Consider the following 24,870-nt stretch of genomic DNA (forward strand, 5'->3'; position numbering starts at 1 on the left):
AGCCCTGTTGCTGACCACGACGCCGGTCGCGGCACAGTCGGTGCCCGACCGTATCGCCAAATCCCTGGCGCTCCGCGAGCAATGGCAATGGCTGACCCGCGACATCGCCTCTCCCGCCGAATGGGACGCGGACGGGCGGCATTTCCACTATCGCAAGACGGTGGCGGGCGGCTTCGCCTTTGTCGATGTCGATGTCGATGCGGCCACCCGCGCCAAGGCCCCCGCCTTCGACGCGGCCACCTTGGCCCCCGCGCTGGGCAAGGTGACGGGCCAGCCGGTCGCGCCCTTGCGCCTGCCCTTCGAGCATTTCGCCTATACGCCCGATCGAACCGCCATCCGCTTCTCGATCGGCTATGACGACACTGTCTATCGCTGCACGCTCGTCCAGCCGGTCTGCGCCGTCGTCCCGCCCGACAACCCCGGCCGCCCACGCGGCTTCGGCGTGGTGCGCGATCTGCGCGTGCCCGCCGACAATCATCCGCGCCTCTCGCCCGACCGCAGGCTGGAGGCGCTGGTCCTCGACGACAATCTGGTCGTACGGGCGGCCGGTGACGGCAAGGAATTGTGGCGGAGCCAGGACGGCAGCCCCGCCGATTTCTACGACCCCGAGAGCATCGCCTGGAGCCCGGACGGCCAGCATATCGCGCTCCAGCGCGTCCGCCCCGGCTATGCCCGCATGGTCACGCGCGTCCTCGCCGCGCCGCCGGGCAAGGTCCAACCGGAAGTCGTCCAGCAACTCTATCCCAAGCCCGGCGACGCGGTGGACCAGGAAACGCCCGTGCTGTTCCGCGTGTCGGACGGGAAGCGCACCGACATCGACCCCCGCCTGTTCGCGGACGCCTATACCCTGTCCGCCCCCGAATGGCGCAGCGACAGCAAAAGCTTCGCCTTCGACGATCTGAAGCGCGGTTTCGGCGAGGCGAAAATCATCGCGGTAGACGCCGATACCGGGCAGGCGCACGCCGCCGTCAGCGAGACGGCGAAGACCTTCGTCTTTCGCGACCGCATCTGGTCGCATGACGTGAAGAACCAGGGCCGCGAAATCCTCTGGGCGTCCGAGCGCGACGGCTGGCGGCACCTATACCTGATCGACGGCACGACCGGCCGGGTGGTGCGCCAGATCACGAAGGGCAACTGGCTGATCCGCGACATCGCGCATGTCGATGACGAAAAGCGGCAGATCTGGTTCTCGGCCAGTGGCTTCGTGCCGGGCGAAGACCCCTATTACAAACAGTGGTTCCGCGTCGATTTCGACGGCCGTAACCTGACCCGGCTGACGCGGGAGAATGCGACGCACGACGTCCGCTTCTCCCCCGACATGACCACCTATGTCGATGTCTATTCGCGCACCGACCTGCCCGAAACGATGGAGCTGCACGACGCGCGCGACGGACGCCTGATCCAGACGCTGGAAAAGGGCGACATCACCGCACTGACCGCCGCCGGATTCCGCCCGCCGGAACGCTTCACCGCCAAGGGGCGCGACGGCAGGACCGACATTTACGGCCTGGTCGTCCGCCCGCGCGATTACGATCCGACCAAGCGCTATCCGGTGATCGAGAATATCTATGCCGGGCCGCATGACAGTTTCGTGCCCAAGGCCTTCTGGCCGTTCGGCGGTTTTTCCGGCGGCGACAAGGTCATGGGGATGCAGCAGCTCGCCGACCTCGGCTTCGTCGTCGTGATGATCGACGGCATGGGCACCGCCAACCGCTCGAAAGCCTTCCACGATGTCGCCTGGAAGAATCTAGCCGACAGCGGCTTTCCTGACCGAATCGCCTGGATGAAGGCGCTGGCGGCCAAGGATCCCGGCGTCGATATCACCCGAGTCGGCATCTATGGCGGCTCGGCGGGCGGGCAGAGCACACTCAACGCGTTGCTCTTCCACCCCGAATTCTACAAGGCCGGGGTCGCCTATGCCGGGTGTTTCGACAACCGGATGGACAAGATCGACTGGAACGAACAGTGGCTCGGCTATCCGGTCGACCAGAGCTATCTCGACGCCTCGGGCGTGGTGCATGCCCACCAGTTGCAGGGCAAGCTGATGCTGGTCGTCGGCGAGCAGGATTCCAATGTCGACCCCGCCAGCACGACCCAGGTGGTCGATGCGCTCATCAAGGCGGACAAGGATTTCGACCTGCTGGTCATCCCCGGCGGCGAACATACCGCGGGGCGCAGCACCGGGCCGGTGGCTTATGCCATGCGGCGGCAATATGCCTTTTTCCTGAAGGCCCTGCGCGGGGAGGAGTAACCCCTCTTTCCTCCCCTGTAAGGGGAGGGGGACCATGCGCAGCATGGTGGAGGGGTGTCCCGCTCTCGAGAGGGTGACACCCCTCCGTCAGGGCTGACGCCCTGCCACCTCCCCTTGCAGGGGAGGAATTCTAAGAGACTTACTTCTTCCGCTTGAAATCCACCGCGACGACGTTGCTGCCGTCCTCGACCTGCTTGGCGACGGGTTCGTCATTCTCGGCCGAACCGTGCGGATCGGGATCGCTCTGGGGATCGTCGGCGACGTGGAAGCCCAGCTCGAACTGAACCTCGGGGTCCTGGAATCGGGTGATCGCCGAATAGGGAATCACCAGCTTCGACGGCACCTGGTTGAAGCTGAGCCCGACCGAGAAGCGATTCTCATCGACCGTCAGGTCCCAGAAGCGATTCTGCAGGACGATGGTCATTTCGTCGGGGAATCGCTCGACCAGCCGCTGCGGGATGTCGACACCCGGCGCCTGCGTCTTGAAGGTGATGTAGAAATGGTGCGTGCCGGGCAGGTGCCCCGTCTCCGCCACCGGGCCGAGCACACGCCCCACCACGGCGCGCAGGGCCTCCTGCACGATGTCGTCATAGGGGATGAGGCTGTCGGGCAATCCTTCGGTCATAGCCCATGGACTAGCGGCCTTTGATCGCGGGTCAAGATTGCATGGGACGGATAGGTGTTTATGGGGAGGCCATGCGCACCGCCACCGTCCACCGCGCCACCGCGGAAACCGTCATCGACGTCACCGTCAATCTCGACGGCACCGGCGTCTATCAGAACGCCACCGGCATCGGCTTTCTCGATCACATGCTCGACCAGCTGTCGCGGCATTCGCTGATCGACCTGTCGGTCAAGGTTCAGGGCGACCTGCATATCGACGGGCACCACACGACCGAGGACAGCGCGCTGGCGATCGGTCAGGCCTTTGCCAAGGCGCTGGGCGACAAGCGCGGCATCCGCCGCTATGGCGAGGCGCTGTCGCCGATGGACGAGGTGCTGACCCGCACCGCGCTCGACATTTCGGGCCGCCCCTGGCTGGTGTGGAAGGTGCCGTTCACCAATCCGATGCTGGGCACGCTCCAGACCGAGATGATCGAGCACTGGTTCCACAGCTTCGCACGGGAAGCGGGCATCACGCTGCACGTCGAGCTGCTGCACGGCCACAACAACCATCACATCGCCGAGAGCATCTTCAAGGGCCTGGCCCGCGCCCTGCGCATGGCGGTCGAGATCGACCCGCGCAAGGCCGACGCCATCCCCTCGACCAAGGGCATGTTGTGACGCTGGCGCTGATCGACATCGAGTCGGGCAATCTCCACTCGGTCGACAATGCCCTGCGCGCGGCGGGGGCGAGCGATGTGGTCATCACCGCCGACCCGGACGTGATCGCCAGGGCCGACCGGATCGTGCTCCCTGGCGTTGGCGCGTTCGGGGCGTGCGCGGCGAATCTGCGCGCCGTCGACGGACTGGAAGAGGCGCTGCGCGACGCCGCCCTCACCCGCGCGCGGCCGTTCCTGGGCATTTGCGTCGGCATGCAGCTGCTCGCCGACGCCGGCGACGAGATGGGCGAGCATCGTGGCCTGGGCTGGATTTCCGGCCGCGTCACGCGCCTGACGCCCAGCGATCCGTCGGCCAAGGTGCCACACATGGGCTGGAACGATGTCCGGCCGACGTGCGAGCATCCGCTGATCGTGCCGGGCGAAGCCTATTTCCTCCACAGCTACGCCTTTACCGGCGACCATGTGCTGGCGACGACCGACCATGACGGTCCCGTCACCGCCGCGATCGGCCGCGACACCGTGGTCGGCGCGCAATTCCATCCCGAGAAGAGCCAGCGTTACGGCCTCTCGTTCCTCACCCGTTTCCTGGAGTGGCATCCGTGAGCCTTATCGTCTTTCCCGCGATCGACCTGAAGGGCGGCCAGGTGGTGCGTCTGGCCGAGGGCGATATGGACCGCGCGACCGTGTACGGCGACGATCCCACCCATCAGGCGATGCTGTTCGCCGAGGCGGGAGCGCAGCATCTGCACGTCGTCGATCTGGACGGCGCCTTTGCGGGCGAGTCGGTCAATGGCGAGGCGGTGCAGGCGATCGTCAAAGCCTTTCCCGGCCATGTCCAGCTGGGCGGCGGCATCCGCAAGCCGGAGAATGTCGAGCGCTGGTTCGACCTGGGCGTCTCGCGCGTGGTGATCGGCACCGCGGCGCTGGAGAATCCCGACTTCGTGCGCGACATGGCCAAGGCCTATCCCGGCGGCATCGTCGTCGCGGTCGATGCCAAGGACGGCATGGTCGCGACGCGCGGCTGGGCGGACGTGTCGACCGTCTCGGTCGAGGACCTTGCCCGCCGGTTCGAGGATGCGGGCGTCGCCTCGCTGCTATTCACCGACGTCGGCCGTGACGGGATGCTGAAGGGCTGCAACGTGCCCGCGACCGTCGACCTCGCGCGGGCGGTGCGAATCCCGGTCATCGCCAGCGGCGGCGTGGCGGGGATCGGGGATATCCACATGCTGGCCGTCCATCATCAGGATGGGGTCGAGGGCGTCATTACCGGCCGCGCGCTCTATGACGGGCGGCTCGACCTGGCGGCGGCGCTGTCGGTGGCGGCGGCCGCATGACCGTCCGCGCGCGCGTCATCCCCTGCCTCGACGTCGCGAACGGCCGGGTGGTCAAGGGCGTCAACTTCGTCGACCTGATCGATGCGGGCGATCCCGTCGAGCAGGCGCGCGCCTATGACGCGGCCGGGGCCGACGAGCTGTGCTTCCTGGACATCACCGCCAGCCATGAAGCGCGGGGCACGATCCTGGACGTAGTGCGGCGGACGGCGGCGGTGTGCTTCATGCCGCTGACCGTCGGCGGCGGCGTGCGCACGGCGGAGGACGCCCGCGCGTTGCTGCTGGCGGGCGCCGACAAGGTGGCGGTCAACTCCGCCGCCGTCAGCCGCCCGGAAGTCGTCTCCGACATCGCCGAGCGATTCGGCAGCCAGTGCTGCGTCGCCAGCGTGGACGCGCGGCGGACGGCGGATGGCTGGGAGGTGTTCACCCATGGCGGGCGGCGCGCGACCGGGATCGATGCGGTCGAACATGCGCTGCGCCTGGCCGAACTGGGCGCGGGCGAGCTGCTGGTGACCTCGATGGACCGGGACGGGACGCGGGGCGGCTATGACCTCGACCTGATCCGCACCATCGCCGACCGGACCAGCGTGCCGGTGGTGGCGAGCGGTGGCGTCGGCGGGCTGGACGATCTGGTCGCGGGCGTGCGCGACGGCCATGCCTCGGCGGTGCTGGCGGCGTCGATCTTCCACTTCGGCGATGCGTCGATTGCCGATGCGCATCGGGCGCTGGCGGCGGCGGGGGTGCCGGTTCGGGCGCATTGATTTTCGCGCGAAGACGCGAGGACGCGAAGATTTTTGGTTCGCGCGGAGGCGGGGAGGCGCGGAGGGTCTGGATGCGGGGTGGGCGATGGGCCCTCCACCCGGCCGGAGCATGTCTTCCGCTCGCCACCTACCCACCCCCCGTTCACGCTGAGCGAAGTCGAAGCGCACGCCCGGCGCTTTGCCCAAGGGCGCAGTTATCCCTTGGCCTTCGACTTCGCTCAGGCTGAACGGCGGTTGGGGAGCGTCCCCCATCGATCGGGAGACACACCCCGCCTCGCGATACAGGCCAGCGCCCGCCCGAGAACCAGACCCTCCGCGTCTCCGCGCCTCCGCGCGAACCAAAAATCTTCGCGGCCTCGCGTCTTCGCATCCATCAAAACCCGAATGACCCAAGCCCGACACGCTGGTAAACCACCCCCATGCCGCTCGCCTCGATGACCGCCGCCGCCCATAACGGCACGCCCCAGCCGCGAAGCCATCCCGAATGGTCCGACATCGGCCTGTTCGTCTTCGCGATCGGCGCGGTCTGGCTGCTGCGGCATCTGATGCGCCGCCGCCACCGCAAGGATTGACGCGAGCGCCGCGCCGCGCCACCCACGCGGCCATGGACATGTTCGACCGCCTCGAAGCCACGATCCGCGCGCGCCGCGACGAAGGCGACGCCGCCACCTCCTACGCCGCCAGCCTGTTCGCCAAGGGGCGGCCCAAGATCGCGCAGAAGCTGGGCGAGGAAGCGGTCGAGACCGTCATCGCCGCCATGACCCAGCCCGACAAGATCGTGTCCGAGGCCGCCGACCTGATGTTCCACCTGATCGTGCTGCTGGCCGATACCGGCCACACGCTGGACGACGTCCGCGCCGAACTGGCGCGGCGTGAAGGCGTGTCGGGGCATGACGAAAAGGCCGCCCGGGCCCGGTAATTCCACGGAGAGTTTCGATGCCGATCGACGCCACCCTGCCCTATGACGACCAGAATATCTTCGCCAAGATCCTGCGCGGCGAGATCCCCTCGAAGCGCGTCTATGAAGACGAGTGGGCCATCGCCTTCCACGACATCGCGCCCCACGCCCCGACCCATATCCTGGTGATCCCGCGCGGCCCCTATGTGTCGTGGGACGATTTCTCCGCGCGCGCCAGCGAGGCGGAGATTGCCGGGTTCGTTCGCGCCGTCGGCCATGTCGCGCGCGAGGCAGGCGCGGTGGAGCCGGGATACCGGCTGCTGGCGAATATCGGTGCTGATGCGGGGCAGGAAGTGCCGCACCTCCACGTCCATATCCTGGCGGGCAAGCCGCTCGGCCCGATGCTTACGCGATGAGCCAGACACTTGGCACGCCCCTCCCGTAAACGGGAGGGGATGGGGGAGGGAAAGCCACAGGCGACAGGCTCTCCGAGACCCCATGCCCTCCCCAAACCCCTCCCGCCTGCGGGAGGGGCTTACCGCGCAACGGAACGGCAATCCTATCTATCACTACCGGCATAGGGTCTTTAATCCCCTCCCCCGACCGCATCCCGCGCACCTTAGGGATTGCGCGTAATAAAATTGCAGCTAACCTTCCCGATCATTCACCAAACACCGGGCGCGCTCCCATGTCGGGGCCGCCCTTCCCTCGGGGGGATTGGACATTCATGATTTTCGGGCGCGTTAAGCCTCTGGACGCCATTTTGGCGACCGCCGAGAAGAAGGGGCTGCAACGATCGCTAGGCGCGTTCCAGCTCACCATGCTGGGCATCGGCGCCGTTATCGGCACGGGCATCTTCGTTCTCACCTCCGAAGCCGCGCAGAAGGCGGGGCCGGGGATGATGCTGTCCTTCGTGCTGGCGGGTTTCGTCTGCGCGGTGGCCGCACTCTGCTATTCCGAGCTGGCGTCGATGGTGCCGGTCGCGGGGTCGGCCTATACCTATACCTATGCGGTCATGGGCGAGCTGCTCGCCTGGATGGTCGGCTGGGCGCTGATCCTGGAATATGCGGTCGGTGCCTCGGCCGTGGCGGTCGGCTGGTCGGGCTATGTCGTCGGGCAGCTTCGCAACCTGCTGGGCATCGACATACCGATGGAATGGGTCAATGGCCCGTCGTCGGGCGGCTATATCAACCTGCCCGCCGTCATCATCTCGCTGCTCGTCACCTGGCTGCTGGTCGTCGGCACCACCGAGAGCGCGCGCGTCAACGCCATCCTGGTCGCGATCAAGGTCGCCGCGCTGACGCTGTTCATCGCGCTGTCGGTGCCGGTCATCAACGGCGCGAATTTCCACCCCTTCATGCCCACCGGCCTGACCGGCGTGGCCGGGGCCGCGGCGTCGATCTTCTTCGCCTATGTCGGCTTCGACGCGGTGTCGACCGCCGCCGAGGAGACGAAGAATCCGCAGCGCAACGTGCCGATCGGCCTGATCGCGTCGCTGCTGTTCTGCACCGTCTTCTATCTGCTCGTCTCGGCGGGAGCGATCGGCTCGCCGCTGGGCGCGCAGCCGGTGCGCGACGCCGCCGGTGTCGTGCTGTCGCCCGGCACCTCGGAACTGACCGCACGCTGTCAGGCGATCGTCGCGGGCGGCGCGGCCGAGCCCCTGTCCTGCTCGAAGGAAGCCCTGGCGCATGTCCTGCGGACCATCGGCTGGGAAAAGATCGGCAACCTGATCGGCCTGGCCGCCACGCTGGCGCTGCCCTCGGTCGTGCTGATGATGATGTTCGGCCAGACCCGCGTGTTCTTCACGATGGCGCGTGACGGCCTGCTGCCCCAGGCTTTCGCCAAGGTCCATCCGAAGTACAAGACGCCGCACGTCGTCACGATCGTGACCGGCCTGGCCGCGACCTTCGCCTCGGCCTTCCTGCCGGTCGGAAAGCTGGCCAACTATTCCAATTCGGGTACGCTCTTCGCCTTCCTGATGGTGGCCGTATCGGTGCTGGTGCTGCGGCGTACCGACCCCGATCGTCGCCGCCCGTTCCGCACGCCGCTCGTGTGGATCGTCGCGCCGCTCGCGATCGTCGGCTGCCTGTACCTGTTCCTCTCGCTCGACTGGGGTTCGATCCTCGTCCTGCCGGTATGGGGCGCAATCGGCCTGGTCATCTATTTCGGCTATAGCCGCCGCCGCAGCTATGTCGGGCGGGGCATCGTCGACGTGGTCGACGATCCGGCGATGCAGCCGGAGGTCGCCCGGCCGCTCGATCGCTGATCGGCTTTCGACGGACATAAAAAAGGCCCGGAGGAGCGGTCCTCCGGGCCTTTTTGCTTTGGGGCGCATGCCCCTCCACCATCCTTCGGATGGTCCCCCTCCCCAAGCAAAGCTTGGGGAGGATTGGGTTCTCTCTCGCTGCGTTCAGCCTCAGCGAGGTCGAAGGCCACGCTCTTCGCTCAAAGGCTGGCGGCCAGCGCCTTCAGGTCGACCTGGGGACGGGCGCCGAAATGGCTGATGATCTCGGCGGCGCAGGCCGCACCCAGGGTCAGCGAGGCCTTCAGGTCCTGGCCATGCGTCTGGCCATAGAGGAAGCCCGCCGCGAACAGGTCGCCCGCGCCCGTGGTATCGACGACCTTGTCGACGGGATGGGCAGGCACGGTCACGCGCTCGTCCCCGCGTTGCGCCAGCGCGCCCTTTTCGGCGAGCGTCACGACCAGCGTCTCGACCTTGTCCTTCAGCGAGGCGATGGCGGCCTCGACATCCGCCGTCTCGGTCAGCGCGACGATCTCGGTCTCGTTGGCGAAGATCACGTCGATCATGCCGCCGTTGATCAGCGCGTGGAAGTCGGCGCGGTGACGGTCGATCACGAACTCGGCGGAAGCGGTAAAGGCGATCTTGCGCCCCGCCGCGCGGGCGACCTCGATCGCGGCGCGCATCGCGGCGCGCGGCTCTTCCGGATCCCAGAGATAGCCCTCGATATACAGATAGGCCGCATCCGCGATCAGCGCGCGGTCGAGCGCCTCGGCGGGCAGATAGTGCGAGGCGCCCAGGAAGGTGTTCATCGTCCGCTGGCCATCGGGGCTGACGAAGATCATGCAGCGCGCCGTCGTCGGCTGGCCGGCGCGGGCGGGCGTGTCGAAGCGGACGCCCGCCGCGCGGATGTCGTGGCTGAACACCGCGCCCAGCTGATCGTCGGCGACCTGGCCGATGAACGCGGTCTTGCCGCCCAGCGCGGCCATGCCCGCCAGCGTGTTGGCGGCCGATCCGCCCGAAATCTCGCGACCGGGGCCCATCTTGGCATAGAGCGCATCGGCTTCCTCGGGCGAGAAGACGAGCTGCATCGCGCCCTTGGTCATGCCGTTCTCGGCGATGAAATCATCCTCGGCAGAGGCCAGAATATCGACGATCGCATTGCCGATCGCCACCACGTCGTAAGTGGGGTTGGTCAAGGGAAGAGGCTCCGGGAAAAAACAGCTATGATGCCGCCGCCCTAGTCAGCGCGCTACCCCCGCGCAAGGGAGCCGCCCGCCCGGAGTGGCCGTGCATTGGGCCGTGCATTGACTTGGCCACCGCGCCCGCGCCATCGATGGGACATGTTGCGCGCCTTTTTCCTGTCGCTGGCCCAGCTCGGCGACCCGGCGATCCGCCGGGTGCTGATCCGCTCGCTGGGCATGACGCTGGCGATCTTCGCGCTGGCGGGGGTGGCCTTGTGGTGGGGCGTGCGCGCCGCCCTGGCCGGATGGCTGGGCGCGCAGGCGGGCGGGTGGTCGGTCGCCTTCACGCTGGTCGTGGAACTGCTGGCATTCTGGTTGGCCTTTCGTGCGGTCGCGGTGGCGGTGGTGGGCGTCTTTGCCGACGATATCGTCGCCGCCGTCGAAGCGCGGCATTATCCGGCAGCGCTGGCGAGCGGCAGGCCGGTGTCGTTCGCGCGCGGCTCCGCCATGGGGCTGGGATCCGCCGCGCGCGTCATCGCGGTCAACCTGATCCTGCTGCCGCTCTACATCGTGTTGCTGGCGACCGGCGTCGGCACGGCGGCGGCGTTCCTGCTGGTCAATGGCTGGCTGTTGTCGCGCGACCTGGGCGACATGGTCGCAGCGCGGCACATGGACCGATCGGCGATGCGTCGCTGGCGCAAGGCGACCGGGCCCGCGCGCTTCCTGTTGGGGCTTGCCGTCGCTACCCTGTTCGTGGTTCCGGGACTCAATCTGCTCGCGCCCGTCCTGGGGGCGAGCATGGCGACCCATTTCTTCCACAGGAGACAGGCGTGACCCGCCTCATCGCGCTGCCGCTGCTGGGCCTGACATTGCTGGCGGGCTGTACCGTGCCGCAGACCGCCGCGCCGGTGCGCAGCGGCGGCATGGCCCCCGTGCCCGTCCCCTATACCAGCGTCGGGCTGGAGCGGGTGATCGGGCAGGACGCCGCCGGGCTGACCAAGCTGTTTGGCACGCCCGACGCCGATGTCCGCGAGGGCACCGCGCGCAAGCTGCAGTTCCAGGGCAGTTTCTGCGTCCTCGACGCCTATCTCTATCCCAAGGACGGGGCCGAGCCGCGCGTCACCTATCTCGACGCGCGCGAGCCCGATGGCAGTTCGATCGACCGGGCGAGCTGCGTCGCGGCGCTGACCCGGCGCGACGGCGGCCGCTGATGCGCCCCGACCTGTGGTTCGCCTTCGTCGCGGCGACCCTGGTCATCGGGCTGATCCCCGGCCCCGGGGTGGCGGCGATCCTGGGCTATGCGATCGGGGCGGGGCGGCGCACCGCCTTCGCCTCGGTGGCGGGATTGATGATCGGCAATCTGGCCGCCTCGACCGCCAGCCTGCTCGGCATGGGCGCAGTGCTCGCGGCATCGGCCTTTCTGTTCGGACTGCTCAAATGGGCGGGCGCGGCCTATCTGATTGCGATAGGCGTGCTGGGCCTGTGGCGCGCGCGCAACGCCGATGCGGTGGCGATCCGCCCGCGCCTGATCTCGCCGCGCGCCGCGTTCCTGGGCAATCTGGGCGTCGGCACCTTCCACCCCAAGACGATTCTGTTCCTCGCCGCCTTTGCGCCGCAGTTCATCGATCCGCATCGCGCCTATTGGCCGCAGGCGGGAATATTGGTGGTGACGTTCGTCCTCGTCCTGGCGCTGACCGATGCCTGCTATGCCTGGGCGGCATCGAGCGCGGGCGGATTGCTGCGATCGACCAAGGCCCAGGCCTGGGCACAGCGGGCCGGTGGCGGAGCATTGATTTTCGCCGGGCTGGCAACCGCCGCGATCCGCCGCTGATCCGCATAGCTTTCAATCATTTGACCGCAGAAACGACCCATCCGTTTCTTGGCGACTGCGACATTTGTTCCACGCTCTCATCAAAAAAATGATGCAGTGCGGGAACAAATTTACGGGCCCATGCTTTTGCGCTATCGGGACGATGAACACCACCGCGTCTTGGCGGTCGTTCGCCATGGGAGATTGATTATGATGAAGTTCCTGTCTGCTGTTGCCGCCACGGCTCTGGTTGCTGCTCCGGTCGCCGCTGCGCCGACCAACCCGGCTGCCAGCCTGTCGGTTTCGAAGTCGGTTCGCGCTTCGGCTCCGACCGCCAAGGGCAACAAGCTGGCCGGCGGCGGCATCCTGGCTGCTCTGATCGCTGCTGGCGTCGTCGCCATCGGCGTCGTCGCGATCGTCAAGGACGACAACGCGGACAGCAACTGATTGTCGCGGGCGGGGGCAACCCTGCCCGGACCATCGCCGCTCAGGCGGACGGAAAGGGAGCCGGTTTTGGCTCCCTTTTTTGTTGCCCCCAACATGCGCGCGTTACGCCCCCCATTCCGGACCATCGGGGTCGGGGTAGAAATCATCTTCGATAGGCTGGGGCGGATCTTCCACGACAGGCGGCAGGGTCGGCGCACCACCGCCGAACCGCACCCGGATATAGGCGACCGACCCCGCAATCCCCTGAAACACCGCCTGCACCTCTTCGCCGCGCCGTATCCGCCCGCCGATCAACGGCGCCCGTTCCGCCGAGAGGTAGCCGACCTGGACGTCACGCACGCTGAACACGGCGACGGCATTGGGATCGTGCTGGTTGCGCGGCTCGGGGCGCAGGCTCACCGGCTCGCCCCTCGCCGAAGCAAGCAGCTCGAACCGCCGATTGCTTCGCGCCTTGTCCTCGTTGGGAAAGTCGATCCCGACCACGGCCAGCGTCATTTCATCCATGCCGCCTAACTGGTCATGCGCTTGCCCGACGTCCAGAGCCCTCCCATTCATCGGCAATCCGGCTATGGTGCAATCATCCTGTCCCATTCGGAGTGCCCATGTCCCTGGCCGCCCTGGCGATGCTGCTCGCCGCCCAATCCCCCGCCCCGCAGACCGCGCCTGCCGTCGCGCCCGTGCTGACCAGCGCCGATGCCCGCGACGTACACAGCTATGCGCAGCCGCTGGAGGCGCGGGTCACCCATGTCTCGCTGAACCTCTATGCCGATTTCGATGACCATGTGATGCGCGGCATCGCAACCCTGTCGGTCGATGCCAGGCCCGATGCCAAGACGCTGGTGGTCGACGACAACGGCCTGCGCATCGTCACCGTCACCGATGCGCAGAACCGCCCCCTGCCCTATACGGTCGGCACCGCCGACAAGGTGCATGGTGCGCCCCTGACCATCACGCTCAACGGCGCGCGTACGGTGAAGATCGCCTATGCCTCGGCGCCCGGCGCCAAGGCGCTGCAATGGCTGTCGCCCGAACAGACGGCGGGCAAGAAACAGCCCTATCTGTTCAGCCAGGGCGAGGCGATCCTCAACCGCAGCTGGATCCCGACCCAGGATTCGCCCGGCATCCGCCAGACCTGGGACGCCACCGTCAACGCCCCCTGCGCGCTGACCGTCGTGATGAGCGGCGAGCGGACGGCCGAAACGCCGTGCAAGGACGGCCGCCACACCGCCAGCTATCGCATGGACAAGCCGGTCGCCCCCTATCTGATCGCGCTGGCCATCGGCGACCTGAAGTTCAGGCCGCTGAGCGCGCATACCGGCATCTGGACCGAGCCCGCGATGCTCGACAAATCCGCCTGGGAGTTTGCCGGGCTCGACAAGTTCGTGACGGCGGCCGAGGGGCTGTACGGCCCCTATCGCTGGGGTCGCTATGACGTTCTGGTCCTGCCGCCCAGCTTCCCGTTCGGCGGGATGGAGAACCCGACCCTGACCTTCGCGACGCCGACCGTGCTGGCGGGCGACCGCAGCCTCGTCAGCCTGATCGCGCATGAGCTGGCGCATAGCTGGTCGGGCAATCTCGTCACCAACGCGACCTGGGACGATTTCTGGCTGAACGAAGGCTTCACCAGCTATTTCGAGAACCGGATCATGGAGTCGATGTACGGCAAGCGCCGCGCCGCCATGGAGGCCGACCTCGCCTGGACCGACATGCAGAATGCGGTGAAGGAAGCCGGTGGGCCGCAGTCGCCCGACACCAAGCTGCATCTCGACCTGAACGCCGCCCGCGACCCCGACGACGGCATGACCCAGATCGCCTATGACAAGGGCGCGACCTTCCTGCGCACCATCGAGTCGGTCGTTGGCCGTGCGCGCTGGGACGCGTATCTGCGCAGCTATTTCGATCGCCATGCCTTCCAGCCCCAGACCAGCGCAGGCTTCGTCGCCGATCTGCGCAAGAACCTGCTCAAGCCCGGCGAGGATGCCAGGATCGGCGTCGACCAATGGGTCTATCAGCCCGGCATCCCCGCCAATGCCGTCCATGTCCGTTCCGACGCCTTTCCCGCGATCGACGCGGCGGCCAAGGCGTTCGCAGCCGGTGGTCCCGTCTCGGCCGTGCCCGACAAGGTGACGACGCAGGAATATGTCCGCTTCCTCGACCAGCTGCCCCGCCAGCTGTCGGCCGAGCGGCTCGCCGCCCTCGACGGGCGGTTCCATTGGAACGAGACGGGCAACAGCGAAATCCGCTTCGCCTGGCTGCGTCTGGCGCTCGCCAACCGTTATCCGCCCGCCGAGGCTTCGGCCGAGCAGTTCCTGACCTCGCAAGGGCGTCGCAAGTTCGTCGCGCCGCTGTTCCAGCAGCTTCAGGGACAGGGCGAATGGGGCCAGGCGCTGGCCAGGCGAATCTACGACAAGGCGCGACCCGGCTATCACGCGGTAACGCAGGTGACGGTGGATCGCCTGCTCGGCCGATAAGCCGAGCCTTGGCAGCGGCGAAACGAGGAACGAAAAACTCGTTTCGCCGCCGGATTTTCAGGTCACCGCCGCCGAAACACCGTTCACCGGATATGGTTCCGGCGGCGCTTTTCATCCCGTTAGGCCCCGGTTAATCGAAACTCACACCGACATTCCGACCGGGGGGTCCAGTGAAGTTCAAGGCATTCGCAGTGCGATTCGCGCTGATGGCAACGTGCGGCCTGATGATGGCCACCCCCGCTGCCGCGCAGTTCTGGCAGTGCGCCCCTTATGCCCGCGAAATCTCGGGCATCGACCTTCACGGTAACGCCAACACCTGGTGGAGTCAGGCCGCCGGTCGCTATGACCGTGGCCACACCCCGCAGGAAGGTTCGGTCCTCGCCTTCGAATCGACCAGCCGGATGCGCGTCGGTCATGTCGCCATGGTCAGCAAAGTCGTCAGCGACCGCGAAGTCCTCCTGACCCACGCCAACTGGTCGCGTCGCGGCGGCATCGAGCGCGACGTCCGCGCCATCGACGTCTCGCCGAACAACGACTGGTCGATGGTCAAGGTCTGGTACAGCCCCAATGGCGGCCTGGGCACCTCTGCCTATCCGACCAAGGGCTTCATCTATGCGGGCCACAAGAGCGGCGTCGCCGACCTGCCCGCCACCCAGATCGCCTCGAACGAGGGCGGCCGGGTTTCGGGCATCCTGACCTTCGCGGCGCCGATCCGGTAATATTCTGCCGGGTGTCGGGAAGACCCAGACCATAGCGCGGAACGTGCGCTTCGACTTCGCTCAGCGTGAACGGATGTGGTGGAGCGCGGCGGTCCACTCTACCTTCGCCCGCTAGGTGTTTGGTCCCAGTATTTGATGGTGCGGGTTTGATGTAAAGCGTGCTGGCTCGTTCTGCCATGCTTTGCAGATGGCCTCGTAGGGCGTGAGGCCTTTGAGCGTCTTGAGCCTGCGGCCGAAGTTGTAGGCGGCGACGAAGTCGCCGAGATGTTGCCGGAGCTGGTCGTGGCTGTCGTAATGGTAGCGCTTGACGGTCGCTTCCTTAATGGTGCGGTTCATCCGCTCGACCTGGCCGTTGGTCCAGGGATGCTTCACCTTGGTGAGCCGGTGCTCGATGCCGTTCTCGTCGCAGACGCGATCGAAGATGTGGTGGAAGGCGTATTTTTGGTGGGCATGGTTGGTGAACTGGATACCGTTATCGGTCAGCACGGTGTGGATACGGTAGGGCACGGCCGTGACCAGATTACGCAGGAACTGCGCCGCGATCATCTTGCCACCTTCCTGATGCAGTTCGACGAACGCGAACTTGCTCGTTCGGTCGATCGCCACGAACAGGCGCAGCTTGCCCTCGGCGGTCTGAACCTCGGCGATGTCGATGTGGAAGTAGCCGATCGGGTAGGTCTTGAACTTGCGTTTGGGCGTCTTGTCGCCGGTGATCTCGGGCAACCGGCTGATGCCATGGCGTTGCAGGCAGCGGTGTAGCGACGAGCGCGTCAGGTGCGGGATCGTCGCCTGTAGCGCGTAGAGGCAGTCGTCCAGCGGCAGCAACGTGTGGCGCCGGAAAGCGACGATGACCGCTTCCTCCTCGATGGTCAGTACCGTCGAGTGCGGGTCCTTCGGCCCAGTCGGCAGATCCTTGACCGCCGTCCGCTTCTTCCACTTCGCGACGGTCTTCTGGTTGATCCCGTGGCGCTTCGCCAGCACCCTCAGGCTCTCTTGACTATGTTGTATCGCTCGACGGACCGCCTCTGTCGTGCGGGCGCTCCCGTGTAGAACCTGTCCCATAGTGCATCCCTCCAAGCTTGCGACGATGATGCACCATCAAATGCCGGGATCAAACACCTAGAGCATGATGACATGAGACTAATTCACCCCTCCCCTTCAGGGGAGGGGCCGGGGGTGGGGCGCCTCCGCAAGCGTGCAGCCCGTGGTGAGGCCCCACCCCAACCCCTCCCCTGAAGGGGAGGGGGTCGCCTTGGTTCAACGCAACGTCATCACGGTCTAAGCCAACCCTCCCGACCGCCGTTCAGCCTGAGCGTAGTCGAAGGCCAAGGAAGAAGCCTGCCTCCGGCGCAATCTCACCCCGCCCTGAACGTCATCGCCACACCGTTCATGCAATAGCGCTTGCCGGTCGGCTTGGGCCCGTCGTCGAAGACATGGCCCAGATGCCCGCCACAGCGGCTGCAATGCACCTCGACCCGCTCCATCATCAGCGATCGGTCAGAGGTCGTCCCCACCGCGCGCGGCAGGGGCGCCCAAAAGCTCGGCCAGCCGGTGCCACTGTCGAACTTGGTCTTGGACGAGAAGAGCGGCTGCGCGCAGCCCTTGCAGGAAAAGATGCCGCTGCGATGCTCGTCGTTGAGCGGGCTGCTATAGGGCCGCTCGGTCCCTTCGCGGCGCAGGACGTTATAGGCTGCCGGGCCGAGCTTCTGCTTCCACGCGGCATCGCTCATCGCGACCGGAAAGCGTTCCGCCGCCTCGGCCTGACGCCCGCAGGCGGAAAGCCCGACGCCCAGGGCGCCGAGCCCCATCAGCGACAGGAAATGGCGGCGATCGGAAGGGAATGGGGTCATGGACCCAAGATAGGAAGGCCATGCGAACCGGAGAAGCCCCCCCCACGATCCTCCCCATCGACGATGGGGAGGGGGACCGCCGGGCGTCAGCCCGGTGGTGGAGGGGCGGGTCGACGTCCCCTTGCCCCTCCACCATCGCTGGCGCGATGGTCCCCCTCTCCAAGCATAGCATGGAGAGGAAAAGCGATTACGCCCCCTTGCGCCGCCAGAAGGGCCGCGTGCTGCCCGATTGCAGCACACCGCGCCGGAACAGCCGCGCACCCAGCGTCACGAACAGCGCCACCCACAGGGCCTGCCACGCAATGGCCACCGCATGCGGCCAGAGCGAATCGCTCGCCGCCGCCACGCCCGCCATCGCGAAGGGCGAGGACAGCGGAAACACCTCGGCGACCAGCGCGAGCCAGCTGCCGGGCTGCGACAAGCCGCTCAGCGTCAGGGTGAACATGCCGACCTGGACGATGGTGATCGGCAGCGAGAGCATCTGGATCTCGCGCATGGTCGAGGCCTGCGCGCCGATCGTCAGAAACACCGAGCCGAGCAGCAGATAGGCCATGGTGAAATAGGTGACGAACAACACCGTGAACATCGGCAGCCCGACCGCTGGCGACAGCTCGCCGACCATCCCGGCAAAGGCGGGTGGCAACACGCTCGTTACCTGCCCCAGCACCGTGCCCCAGAAGGTGATGAACAGCACAGCCACTCCGAACATGCCCAGCAGCTTGCCCAGGAACACCGCCTCCAGCGGAACGGCGGCGGCCAGCACCTCGATGACCTTGTTCGACCGCTCCTCGGCCATGGTGCCGACCACCTGCCCCGCCAGGAACAGGGTCAGGAAGAAGACGCCGAACACCGCCAGGAACGCGGTCTGGTTCTGCCCGCCCAGCGTCGCGCGCTGGCGCGAGAAGGGCAGTTTCCGGGCCGCGATCTTGGGCAGTTCGCCGCCCAACCGCTCGGCCGACAGGGCGCCACCGGCTAGGACCGCCAGATAGTCGGCTGCCCGCGTGCCCCGCGCGCCGTACAGGATCGTCGGCCGGTCGAGCGGCCCGTACAGCACGGCGGCCGCGTCATAGTCGGGCGATTCAAACGCGGCCCGCGCCTGAGCCGCCGGATCGCGCGCGGGGGGCAGCGTCACCAGTTCGGGCGGCTCCTCGTCCCGGCGAAAGATGGCACGGGACTGGCGATCGGCGTCGGCAAAGGCCTTGGCCGCCGCGTCGGGCGCGATCGCGACGATCCGCACCCGGTCGGTGCCATGGTCCGCCGCCTGCGCCGCGCCCATCGCGCCGATGGTGCTGAACGCGACCATGATGAGCGGGGCGAAGAGGAACAGCAGGAAGATCGGGGTATAGACCGTCGCGATAAAGTCGCGCCGCGCGATGGTCAGGGTCTGGCGGATCAGTCGCCGGGTCGGGCTCATGCCGCTATCTCCTGCTCGCCGACGATACGGACAAAGGCTTCGTGAAGGCTGGGCCGCTCGATCGACAGGTTCAGGATGCCCGCCCCCGCCGCCAGTAACCGGCCGAGCAACGGCTCGATCCCGTCCTCGGGCAGCGGGAAGTGCCAGTCGGCGCCCTCGCGCACCGCCTCGGCAGGCAAGAGCGCGGGCGTCACCCGATCCGGGTCGCGCGGACGGTAGCGGACACGCGCGGTCAGCGTGCCGCGTGCCTCGTCCACCGTGCCCTCGAACCGGCGGCGCCCGCCCGCGATGATGGCCAGGCGGTCGCACAGCCGTTCGGCATGGGCCATGACATGGGTAGAGAACAGGATGGTCGCCCCCCGGTCGCGCTCGCCCAGGATCAGCGCCTCCAGCCGTTCCTGATTGACCGGATCGAGCCCCGAAAAGGGCTCGTCCAGCACCAGCAGTTTCGGCCGGTGCACGACCGAGCCGAGCAGCTGGACCAGCTGCGCCATGCCCTTGGACAATTTGCGGATCTTGCTGTCGGCGGCATGGCCGAGCCCGGCCTGTTCGAGCAGCTCGTTCGCGCGCGCCCGGCCCGTCTTCCAGTCCAACCCGCGCAGCGAGCCCATGAAGGCGATCGCCTCGCGCGCCTTCATCGCCGGATAGAGCCCGCGTTCTTCCGGCAGATAGCCGACCAGATCGCTGGCATCGCGCGGATGGGCATGACCCAGCAGACTGCGCTCCCCCTCATCGGGTTCGATGATGCCCAGCAGCATCCGAAGCGTCGTCGTCTTGCCCGCACCATTGGGGCCGAGCACGCCATACACCGCGCCGGTCGGCACCGCGATGTCGACGCCGTCGACGACCCGCCGGTCACCGAAGCGTTTGGCGAGGCCCGAGGCGCTGACCGCCCACTGATTATCCACGCGCCCCTGATTATCCACGCGATTGTCCCTCCCTGATCGCCTGTGGTAGCGGGCGTTCGTGGCGCAAGACAAGCTGGAAACCCGGATCAAGGCGAAGGCGGCCGAACTGGGCTTTGCCGCGATCGGTATCACCCATGCCGATGCCGCACCGAAAACAGTCGAGCGGCTGCACCAGTGGCTGGCCGAGGGACGCCACGGATCGATGATCTGGATGGCCGACCGCGCCCATCAGCGGCAAAGTCCGGCGAGCCTGTGGCCCGAGGTCAAGAGCATCATCTCGCTCGGCGTCAGCTATGCCCCCGCCGAGGACCCGATGCGGCTGGCGGACCAGGGGCGGATCGGGCGAATCTCGGTCTATGCGCAAGGAGCGGACTATCACGATGTCGTGAAGCGCCAGTTGAAGGCGCTGGGCCGCTGGCTGGCGCAGGAGGCGAAATGCGACCTGAAGGTCTTCGTCGACACCGCGCCGGTCATGGAAAAGCCGCTGGCCGAGGCGGCGGGGCTGGGCTGGCAGGGCAAGCATACCAATCTGGTCAGCCGGGAACATGGCAGCTGGCTGTTCCTGGGCGCGATCTACACCACGCTGGAGCTGGAACCCGATGCGGTGGCGCGCGACACCTGCGGCCGCTGCGACGCGTGCCAGCGGGCCTGCCCGACCGACGCGTTTCCCGCGCCGTACCAGCTGGATGCGCGGCGCTGCATTTCCTACCTGACCATCGAACATGCCGGGCCGATTCCGGAGGAGTTCCGGGCGGCGATGGGCAACCGCATCTATGGCTGCGACGACTGCTTGGCGGTGTGCCCGTGGAACAAGTTCGCGGCGGCGGCGCAGGCGAACATGGCGTTTCATCCGCGTGCGGAGCTGACCGCGCCGGAATTGGGGGACTTGCTGTCGCTGGACGATCCCGCGTTCCGGCAGGTGTTTTCAGGCTCGCCGATCAAGCGGATCGGGCGCAACCGAATGGTGCGTAACGCAGCGATCGCGGCGGGGAATAGCGGCGCGACGGAGTTGGTGCCGGTGTTGCGGGGGTTGCTGGGGGATGATGACCCGGTGGTGGTGGAGGCGGTGGAGTGGGCTTTGGGGCGGTTGGGCGGGTTGATCGCCTAGCCCTTGCCCTGCCCCATCCCCTCCCGCCTGCGGGAGGGGTGCGTTGCTTGGCAAGTGTTAAGCACAAGCAACCATTGAAGCGCATACCGTTTGCGCTGGGCACACCCCTCCCGCAAGCGGGAGGGGATGGGGGAGGGTCCGGTGTCTCACCGAGACCGCCACCACCCCAAAAAATTCAATCTACCCAATCCAACCCGATATCCTTGTAGACCGAGCGATCCTCGTCCCAGCCCGGCTTGACCTTCACATGCAGGTATAGGTGGACCTTCTGCCCCAGCAGCTCGGACAACTGCGCCCGGGCCCGCGCGCCGATCTCCTTGATCCGCACGCCGTTCTTGCCCAGCACGATGGCGCGCTGGGTCGGACGTTCGACCAGGATCTGCTGATGGATCTCGACCGATCCGTCCTCGCGCTCCTTATAGGCCTCGGTCTCGACCGCGCTGGCGTAAGGTAGTTCGGCGTGGAGCTGAAGATAGAGCTGCTCGCGCGTCACCTCGGCCGCCAGCGCGCGCTCGGTGGCGTCGGACACCTGATCCTCCGGGTAATGCCACGGCCCTTCCGGCATCAGCGCCGCGAGATGCGACTTCAACTGCGGCAAGCCATCGCCGGTCTGCGCCGAGATGAACCAGGTTTCGTCGAACTTCACGACCTCGTTCAGCTTTTCCGCATGGGTCAGCAACCGCGCCTTGTCGGCGATGTCGACCTTGTTGAGGATCAGGTGCTTCGGCTCGGGCCGGTGTGCGATCGACTCGGCGATGGCGTGGATCTTGGGGCCGATCCCGCCCTTGCCGTCGACGACCAGCGCCAGGATGTCGGCCCCCTCCGCGCCTTCCCAGGCGGCGGCGACCATCGCACGATCCAGGCGACGCTTGGGCTCGAAGATGCCGGGGGTGTCGACCAGCAGGATCTGGGACTCGCCCTCGATCGCGACGCCGAGCAGCTTGGCGCGGGTCGTCTGCGCCTTGGGGCTGACGATCGCGACCTTCTGGCCGACCAGGGCATTGACGAGGGTGGATTTGCCGGCATTGGGCGCGCCGACGACGGCCACGAGGCCGCAACGTTGTTCAGTCATGACCGCCAGCGGTACAGGTCCCGCCCCCTTCCCGCAACGGCAAGCCCACATGGACGGAATGTAATGGTCGGCTCACGGAACGGCCACCGACCCACGCGCATTTTTCCGGCCACACGTTCGAGTGTCAGGAGAGACGTTATGAAGACCCTTCTCACCGCCCTGTCGGCCGCTGCGCTGCTGACCGTCGCCGGCCCTGCCTCGGCCAAGGGCTGCCTGAAGGGCGCGGCTGTGGGCGGCGTTGGCGGGCATTTCGTCGGCAAGGGCCATGCCGTGCTGGGCGCGGCGGCGGGCTGCGCGATCGGCCATCACCGCGCCAAGGTACAGGCCAAGAAGGAAGCGGCCGCCGCCAAGGGGCGTTGAGGTCGGAGACTGGGCGAGGTCGGTGGCCTGGCCTTCGACTTCGGCGCATGGCGCCGAAGTCGAAGCTTACGCCCCGACCTCCCCCCTCCCTATCAAGCCTTCAACTTGGCCAGCATCGCCTTCGCGGCGGCCGTCTCGGCCTCCTGCTTGTTGGCCCCCGTCGCGGTCACTTCCGCCGTGCGGCCGATCCGCACCGCCACCGTGAAGCGCGGCGCATGATGCGGGCCCGAGCGCTCCACCACCACATATTCCGGTGCCTTGCGGTTGTTCGCGGCGGCCCATTCCTGAAGCGCCGACTTGGGATGCTGCGGGGCCTTGCCCTGCGAATGGACCCGGTCCCCCCACGCCTTGCGGATAAAGGCTCGTGCCGCGTCCAGCCCGGACTCGCGATACCAGGCGCCGATCAGCGCCTCCATCACGTCGCCCAGCACATTGTCGCTGTCCGAGGCGCCGTCGTCGCGCGCCTGCTTGCCCAGCCGCAAATGCTCGCGCACGCCCAGATCGCGCGCAACATCGGCGCAGACCGCACCCGTCACCAGTGAGTTCAGACGCCGCGACAACTGCCCTTCGGGCTCGGCGGGGAATTGCTCCCATAGCCATTCGGCCATGACGAGACCCAGCACCCGGTCGCCCAGAAACTCAAGCCGCTCGTAATTCTCGGCCGCCTGGCTGCCATGGGTCAGCGCGCGGTAGAAGGGGGCGGTGTCGTTCGGCGCCCGCCCCAGTATCCCGGCCAGCCAGTCGTCAAGGGCGCTCAAAACCCTTCTCCGATCCGGTTCCAGCGCGCGGCCGACACCCAGGTCCAGGGCTTGATCCACTCGGCCGAACCGTCGGTCGAGAAGAAGACGATCGCCGCGCGGCCCTCCAGCCGGTTCATCGGGATCATGCCCATGCCACGCGGCGGGGCAAAGCGGCTGTCCGCCGAGTCGTCGCGATTGTCGCCCATCAGGAAGACGTGGTCGGCGGGCACGGTATAGACGCCGGTATCATCGGCCTCCGGGAAATTGCCCAGGTCGAGCACATTATAGCTCTTGCCCTCGGGCAGCGTCTCCCGGAACTGCGGATAACGGCACACCGGCTTGCCCGCGACCGTATCGACGAACGGCCCGCACTTGTTCGCGTCGAAATTGGGGGTCAGCGGCAGGACGAAGTCGGCGATCCGCTGCTTGGGGATCGGGCGACCGTTCAGGATCACCTGGCCGTCCCGAACCTGGATCGTATCGCCGGGCAGGCCGATCACCCGCTTGATGACGTCATGATCGTCCGGCTCGGGCGAGCGGAACACCACCACATCACCCCGCGCCGGGTCGCGGCCCAGGATACGGCCCGGCAGCAAGGGCAGGCCGAAGGGGAAGGACCAGCGCGAATAGCCGTAATTCCACTTGGTCACGAACAGATAGTCGCCGATCAGCAGCCGGGGCAGCATCGACTCCGACGGGATCACGAACGACGTCACGATCAGGCTGCGAAGAAAGAAGACGAACAGCGCCAGCTTCAGAAAGAAGCGCAGCGTATCCTTCGCCTCCGACTTCTCGGGCGACGTTTCGGATGACTTTTGTGGGGTGTCGGCCATGGCGTCGGGTTCGCGCAAGCCGCCCCTGGCGTCAAGTGTCGCAGAACAAGGGCCTCAAGTCTCTTCCATTCCTCCCCTTGCAGGAGAGGTGGCAGGTCGAAGGCCTGACGGAGGGGTGTCGCGCTATCGAGAGGGGGACACCCCTCCGACGCGCGGCGCGTGCCACCTCCCCTGCCAGGGGAGGAATAGAAGACCTTTTGCAGAACGGCCGATCCATCCTAGGGGAACCGCCCCGCCCTTCATCGGTACATCTCCTTGCCCATGACCGACTTCATCCTCAACCTCATCGCCTGGGGCGGTTATTTCGGTATCTTCCTGCTGATGGCGCTGGAAAATATCGTGCCGCCTATTCCGTCCGAGGTCATCATGGGCCTGGGCGGCATGGCGGTGGCGCGCGGGCAAATGGCGATGATCCCGCTGATCCTGTGGGGCACGGCGGGCACGACGATCGGCAATTATGCCTGGTATGCGGTCGGCCGCTATATCGGTTACGAGCGGTTCCGGCCCTTTGTCGACAAATATGGCCGCTGGCTGACCATGGAGTGGCGCGATGTCGAGCGGCTTCACCTGTTCTTCGTGCGGCATGGCGGATGGGTGGTATTCGTGTTCCGCTTCATGCCCGCCTTTCGCACGCTGATCTCGCTGCCCGCCGGGATCACGCGGATGCCGCTGGCGAAGTTCCTGATCTGGACCTTTGCGGGAAGCACGATCTGGAACGCGGTGCTCGCCTATGCGGGCCTATGGCTCGGTGCCAATTTCGAGGCGATCAACCGCTATGTCGGCCCGGCCGCGATCGCGATGACGGTGCTGATGGTCGGCGGCTATCTATGGCGCGTCTTCACCTGGAAACCGCACGGCGAACGCTAGGCAGGTCCGGCGCCTAATTCACCGATGCCTCGTCGCGTTGGGCTGGTCGCGGCTTCATGAAAAGCCATGCCATCACGGCTACGCTGGTCACCATGGCGGCCGTCCAGAGCCAGAATACCAGGCCATCGGACAAACGGATTCGCACGACCATGTAAATGGCCAGAATCGGAAAGGTGATGAGAAAGCCCTGCCATCGCGACATGACCAGCCGAGCGCCACAGCCTGGACAGGCAAAGACCTTACCAAGGCCATACTGCGTACGGCGGAATGGCACTCGAGCGCCGCAATGGGGGCATGTCGGGCCCAATGCCATGAAGATGCTCC

28 protein-coding genes are annotated in these 24,870 nt (G+C 66.8%); 18 read left to right on the top strand and 10 right to left on the bottom strand.

Annotated elements, in window-relative coordinates:
- Positions 1-7: 7 nt before the first annotated feature.
- On the top strand, positions 8-2,251 hold the full coding sequence (locus AC1GI4_RS07615) for a S9 family peptidase (RefSeq protein ID WP_294271442.1): 2,244 nt from the start codon (positions 8-10) through the stop codon (positions 2,249-2,251).
- Between the two features lie 139 nt (positions 2,252-2,390).
- Here AC1GI4_RS07615 and AC1GI4_RS07620 read toward each other — a convergent pair whose 3' ends face one another.
- A complete protein-coding gene (locus AC1GI4_RS07620; RefSeq protein ID WP_294271445.1) occupies positions 2,391-2,876 on the bottom strand; it encodes an SspB family protein in 486 nt (161 codons plus the stop codon).
- A 71-nt stretch (positions 2,877-2,947) separates the two neighbouring features.
- Between AC1GI4_RS07620 and hisB the strand changes: the two genes are divergently transcribed.
- The 8 genes from hisB (at position 2,948) to AC1GI4_RS07660 (ending at position 8,790) form a co-directional block, all read left to right on the top strand.
- On the top strand, positions 2,948-3,535 hold the full coding sequence (gene hisB, locus AC1GI4_RS07625; RefSeq protein ID WP_479629130.1) for an imidazoleglycerol-phosphate dehydratase HisB: 588 nt from the start codon (positions 2,948-2,950) through the stop codon (positions 3,533-3,535).
- Positions 3,532-4,137, top strand: a complete 606-nt coding sequence (gene hisH / locus AC1GI4_RS07630; protein WP_294271447.1) for an imidazole glycerol phosphate synthase subunit HisH — start codon at positions 3,532-3,534, stop codon at positions 4,135-4,137. The genes hisB and hisH overlap by 4 nt, the downstream gene beginning before the upstream one ends.
- Positions 4,134-4,868: a 1-(5-phosphoribosyl)-5-[(5-phosphoribosylamino)methylideneamino]imidazole-4-carboxamide isomerase gene (gene hisA / locus AC1GI4_RS07635; protein WP_294271450.1), complete on the top strand. Its 735-nt coding sequence runs from the start codon at positions 4,134-4,136 to the stop codon at positions 4,866-4,868. The genes hisH and hisA overlap by 4 nt, the downstream gene beginning before the upstream one ends.
- The gene (gene hisF, locus AC1GI4_RS07640; RefSeq protein ID WP_175313885.1) at positions 4,865-5,626 is read left to right on the top strand and encodes an imidazole glycerol phosphate synthase subunit HisF; all 762 of its coding nucleotides are present in this window, start codon (positions 4,865-4,867) and stop codon (positions 5,624-5,626) included. Before hisA ends, hisF begins: the two co-directional genes overlap by 4 nt.
- Before the next feature lie 419 nt (positions 5,627-6,045).
- Positions 6,046-6,198 carry a hypothetical protein gene (locus AC1GI4_RS07645; protein WP_479629131.1) on the top strand — a complete coding sequence of 51 codons (153 nt, stop codon included), beginning with the start codon at positions 6,046-6,048 and terminating at the stop codon, positions 6,196-6,198.
- A 32-nt stretch (positions 6,199-6,230) separates the two neighbouring features.
- Entirely contained in the window at positions 6,231-6,545 is a 315-nt protein-coding gene (locus AC1GI4_RS07650; protein WP_294271457.1) for a phosphoribosyl-ATP diphosphatase, read from the top strand.
- A 17-nt stretch (positions 6,546-6,562) separates the two neighbouring features.
- Positions 6,563-6,940: a histidine triad nucleotide-binding protein gene (locus AC1GI4_RS07655; RefSeq protein WP_294271459.1), complete on the top strand. Its 378-nt coding sequence runs from the start codon at positions 6,563-6,565 to the stop codon at positions 6,938-6,940.
- A gap of 311 nt (positions 6,941-7,251) precedes the next feature.
- Positions 7,252-8,790 carry an amino acid permease gene (locus AC1GI4_RS07660; RefSeq protein WP_433909799.1) on the top strand — a complete coding sequence of 513 codons (1,539 nt, stop codon included), beginning with the start codon at positions 7,252-7,254 and terminating at the stop codon, positions 8,788-8,790.
- Positions 8,791-8,969: 179 nt separating this feature from the next.
- Here the strand turns inward: AC1GI4_RS07660 and AC1GI4_RS07665 are convergent, their stop codons facing one another.
- On the bottom strand, positions 8,970-9,962 hold the full coding sequence (locus AC1GI4_RS07665) for an adenosine kinase (RefSeq protein ID WP_479629132.1): 993 nt from the start codon (positions 9,960-9,962) through the stop codon (positions 8,970-8,972).
- 144 nt (positions 9,963-10,106) lie between these two features.
- On the opposite strand from AC1GI4_RS07665, the gene AC1GI4_RS07670 reads away from it, so the two are divergent.
- From AC1GI4_RS07670 to AC1GI4_RS07685, 4 genes are all read left to right on the top strand, one after another.
- The gene (locus AC1GI4_RS07670) at positions 10,107-10,781 is read left to right on the top strand and encodes an EI24 domain-containing protein (protein WP_479629133.1); all 675 of its coding nucleotides are present in this window, start codon (positions 10,107-10,109) and stop codon (positions 10,779-10,781) included.
- Positions 10,778-11,158 (top strand): hypothetical protein, encoded by a 381-nt coding sequence (locus AC1GI4_RS07675; protein ID WP_089413639.1) that lies wholly within the window; start codon positions 10,778-10,780, stop codon positions 11,156-11,158. The genes AC1GI4_RS07670 and AC1GI4_RS07675 overlap by 4 nt, the downstream gene beginning before the upstream one ends.
- Positions 11,158-11,778, top strand: coding sequence for a LysE family translocator (locus AC1GI4_RS07680; RefSeq protein WP_479629134.1), 621 nt, complete (start codon positions 11,158-11,160; stop codon positions 11,776-11,778). Before AC1GI4_RS07675 ends, AC1GI4_RS07680 begins: the two co-directional genes overlap by 1 nt.
- Positions 11,779-11,967: 189 nt before the next feature.
- A complete protein-coding gene (locus tag AC1GI4_RS07685; protein WP_058746830.1) occupies positions 11,968-12,204 on the top strand; it encodes a hypothetical protein in 237 nt (78 codons plus the stop codon).
- A gap of 102 nt (positions 12,205-12,306) precedes the next feature.
- Here AC1GI4_RS07685 and AC1GI4_RS07690 read toward each other — a convergent pair whose 3' ends face one another.
- Positions 12,307-12,708 (bottom strand): HIRAN domain-containing protein, encoded by a 402-nt coding sequence (locus AC1GI4_RS07690; RefSeq protein ID WP_479629135.1) that lies wholly within the window; start codon positions 12,706-12,708, stop codon positions 12,307-12,309.
- Between the two features lie 98 nt (positions 12,709-12,806).
- On the opposite strand from AC1GI4_RS07690, the gene AC1GI4_RS07695 reads away from it, so the two are divergent.
- Both AC1GI4_RS07695 and AC1GI4_RS07700 read left to right on the top strand, forming a co-directional pair.
- Positions 12,807-14,675 carry a M1 family metallopeptidase gene (locus AC1GI4_RS07695; protein ID WP_479629136.1) on the top strand — a complete coding sequence of 623 codons (1,869 nt, stop codon included), beginning with the start codon at positions 12,807-12,809 and terminating at the stop codon, positions 14,673-14,675.
- Positions 14,676-14,881: 206 nt separating this feature from the next.
- Positions 14,882-15,394: a CHAP domain-containing protein gene (locus AC1GI4_RS07700; RefSeq protein ID WP_479630374.1), complete on the top strand. Its 513-nt coding sequence runs from the start codon at positions 14,882-14,884 to the stop codon at positions 15,392-15,394.
- A 111-nt stretch (positions 15,395-15,505) separates the two neighbouring features.
- Here the strand turns inward: AC1GI4_RS07700 and AC1GI4_RS07705 are convergent, their stop codons facing one another.
- From AC1GI4_RS07705 to AC1GI4_RS07720, 4 genes are all read right to left on the bottom strand, one after another.
- A complete protein-coding gene (locus AC1GI4_RS07705) occupies positions 15,506-16,456 on the bottom strand; it encodes an IS481 family transposase (protein WP_479628588.1) in 951 nt (316 codons plus the stop codon).
- A 293-nt stretch (positions 16,457-16,749) separates the two neighbouring features.
- On the bottom strand, positions 16,750-17,244 hold the full coding sequence (gene msrB, locus AC1GI4_RS07710; RefSeq protein ID WP_433909792.1) for a peptide-methionine (R)-S-oxide reductase MsrB: 495 nt from the start codon (positions 17,242-17,244) through the stop codon (positions 16,750-16,752).
- 187 nt (positions 17,245-17,431) lie between these two features.
- Positions 17,432-18,658, bottom strand: coding sequence for an ABC transporter permease (locus tag AC1GI4_RS07715; protein ID WP_479629137.1), 1,227 nt, complete (start codon positions 18,656-18,658; stop codon positions 17,432-17,434).
- Entirely contained in the window at positions 18,655-19,566 is a 912-nt protein-coding gene (locus AC1GI4_RS07720; protein ID WP_294273057.1) for an ABC transporter ATP-binding protein, read from the bottom strand. The genes AC1GI4_RS07715 and AC1GI4_RS07720 overlap by 4 nt, the downstream gene beginning before the upstream one ends.
- Positions 19,567-19,624: 58 nt before the next feature.
- Between AC1GI4_RS07720 and queG the strand changes: the two genes are divergently transcribed.
- On the top strand, positions 19,625-20,674 hold the full coding sequence (queG, locus tag AC1GI4_RS07725) for a tRNA epoxyqueuosine(34) reductase QueG (protein WP_479629138.1): 1,050 nt from the start codon (positions 19,625-19,627) through the stop codon (positions 20,672-20,674).
- A gap of 175 nt (positions 20,675-20,849) precedes the next feature.
- Here queG and era read toward each other — a convergent pair whose 3' ends face one another.
- Complete coding sequence (gene era, locus AC1GI4_RS07730) at positions 20,850-21,746, bottom strand: GTPase Era (RefSeq protein WP_479629139.1); 897 nt, start codon at positions 21,744-21,746, stop codon at positions 20,850-20,852.
- 138 nt (positions 21,747-21,884) lie between these two features.
- Between era and AC1GI4_RS07735 the strand changes: the two genes are divergently transcribed.
- A complete protein-coding gene (locus AC1GI4_RS07735) occupies positions 21,885-22,106 on the top strand; it encodes a hypothetical protein (protein ID WP_056430721.1) in 222 nt (73 codons plus the stop codon).
- Positions 22,107-22,198: 92 nt separating this feature from the next.
- Here the strand turns inward: AC1GI4_RS07735 and rnc are convergent, their stop codons facing one another.
- Both rnc and lepB read right to left on the bottom strand, forming a co-directional pair.
- Positions 22,199-22,864 carry a ribonuclease III gene (gene rnc / locus AC1GI4_RS07740; RefSeq protein ID WP_479629140.1) on the bottom strand — a complete coding sequence of 222 codons (666 nt, stop codon included), beginning with the start codon at positions 22,862-22,864 and terminating at the stop codon, positions 22,199-22,201.
- The gene (gene lepB, locus AC1GI4_RS07745) at positions 22,861-23,679 is read right to left on the bottom strand and encodes a signal peptidase I (RefSeq protein ID WP_479629141.1); all 819 of its coding nucleotides are present in this window, start codon (positions 23,677-23,679) and stop codon (positions 22,861-22,863) included. The genes rnc and lepB overlap by 4 nt, the downstream gene beginning before the upstream one ends.
- Positions 23,680-23,940: 261 nt before the next feature.
- Here lepB and AC1GI4_RS07750 point away from each other — a divergent pair, with 261 nt between their 5' ends.
- Positions 23,941-24,546 (top strand): DedA family protein, encoded by a 606-nt coding sequence (locus AC1GI4_RS07750; RefSeq protein WP_294273044.1) that lies wholly within the window; start codon positions 23,941-23,943, stop codon positions 24,544-24,546.
- Positions 24,547-24,870: the final 324 nt, after the last annotated feature.

Source organism: Sphingomonas sp. 77B, assembly GCF_056497825.1.

Excerpts from the sequence above, each read along its gene's own strand:
- AC1GI4_RS07750 (WP_294273044.1), top strand. The coding sequence starts at position 23,941 with ATGACCGACTTCATCCTCAACCTCATCGCCTGGGGCGGTTATTTCGGT.
- AC1GI4_RS07690 (WP_479629135.1), bottom strand. The coding sequence starts at position 12,708 with ATGGATGAAATGACGCTGGCCGTGGTCGGGATCGACTTTCCCAACGAG.
- AC1GI4_RS07645 (WP_479629131.1), top strand. The coding sequence starts at position 6,046 with ATGCCGCTCGCCTCGATGACCGCCGCCGCCCATAACGGCACGCCCCAG.
- AC1GI4_RS07660 (WP_433909799.1), top strand. The coding sequence starts at position 7,252 with ATGATTTTCGGGCGCGTTAAGCCTCTGGACGCCATTTTGGCGACCGCC.
- hisB (WP_479629130.1), top strand. The coding sequence starts at position 2,948 with ATGCGCACCGCCACCGTCCACCGCGCCACCGCGGAAACCGTCATCGAC.
- AC1GI4_RS07685 (WP_058746830.1), top strand. The coding sequence starts at position 11,968 with ATGATGAAGTTCCTGTCTGCTGTTGCCGCCACGGCTCTGGTTGCTGCT.
- AC1GI4_RS07705 (WP_479628588.1), bottom strand. The coding sequence starts at position 16,456 with ATGGGACAGGTTCTACACGGGAGCGCCCGCACGACAGAGGCGGTCCGT.
- AC1GI4_RS07680 (WP_479629134.1), top strand. The coding sequence starts at position 11,158 with ATGCGCCCCGACCTGTGGTTCGCCTTCGTCGCGGCGACCCTGGTCATC.
- AC1GI4_RS07695 (WP_479629136.1), top strand. The coding sequence starts at position 12,807 with ATGTCCCTGGCCGCCCTGGCGATGCTGCTCGCCGCCCAATCCCCCGCC.
- hisF (WP_175313885.1), top strand. The coding sequence starts at position 4,865 with ATGACCGTCCGCGCGCGCGTCATCCCCTGCCTCGACGTCGCGAACGGC.
- AC1GI4_RS07700 (WP_479630374.1), top strand. The coding sequence starts at position 14,882 with ATGGCAACGTGCGGCCTGATGATGGCCACCCCCGCTGCCGCGCAGTTC.
- AC1GI4_RS07620 (WP_294271445.1), bottom strand. The coding sequence starts at position 2,876 with ATGACCGAAGGATTGCCCGACAGCCTCATCCCCTATGACGACATCGTG.
- era (WP_479629139.1), bottom strand. The coding sequence starts at position 21,746 with ATGACTGAACAACGTTGCGGCCTCGTGGCCGTCGTCGGCGCGCCCAAT.
- AC1GI4_RS07670 (WP_479629133.1), top strand. The coding sequence starts at position 10,107 with ATGTTGCGCGCCTTTTTCCTGTCGCTGGCCCAGCTCGGCGACCCGGCG.
- AC1GI4_RS07735 (WP_056430721.1), top strand. The coding sequence starts at position 21,885 with ATGAAGACCCTTCTCACCGCCCTGTCGGCCGCTGCGCTGCTGACCGTC.
- msrB (WP_433909792.1), bottom strand. The coding sequence starts at position 17,244 with ATGACCCCATTCCCTTCCGATCGCCGCCATTTCCTGTCGCTGATGGGG.
- lepB (WP_479629141.1), bottom strand. The coding sequence starts at position 23,679 with ATGGCCGACACCCCACAAAAGTCATCCGAAACGTCGCCCGAGAAGTCG.
- AC1GI4_RS07650 (WP_294271457.1), top strand. The coding sequence starts at position 6,231 with ATGGACATGTTCGACCGCCTCGAAGCCACGATCCGCGCGCGCCGCGAC.
- AC1GI4_RS07715 (WP_479629137.1), bottom strand. The coding sequence starts at position 18,658 with ATGAGCCCGACCCGGCGACTGATCCGCCAGACCCTGACCATCGCGCGG.
- AC1GI4_RS07655 (WP_294271459.1), top strand. The coding sequence starts at position 6,563 with ATGCCGATCGACGCCACCCTGCCCTATGACGACCAGAATATCTTCGCC.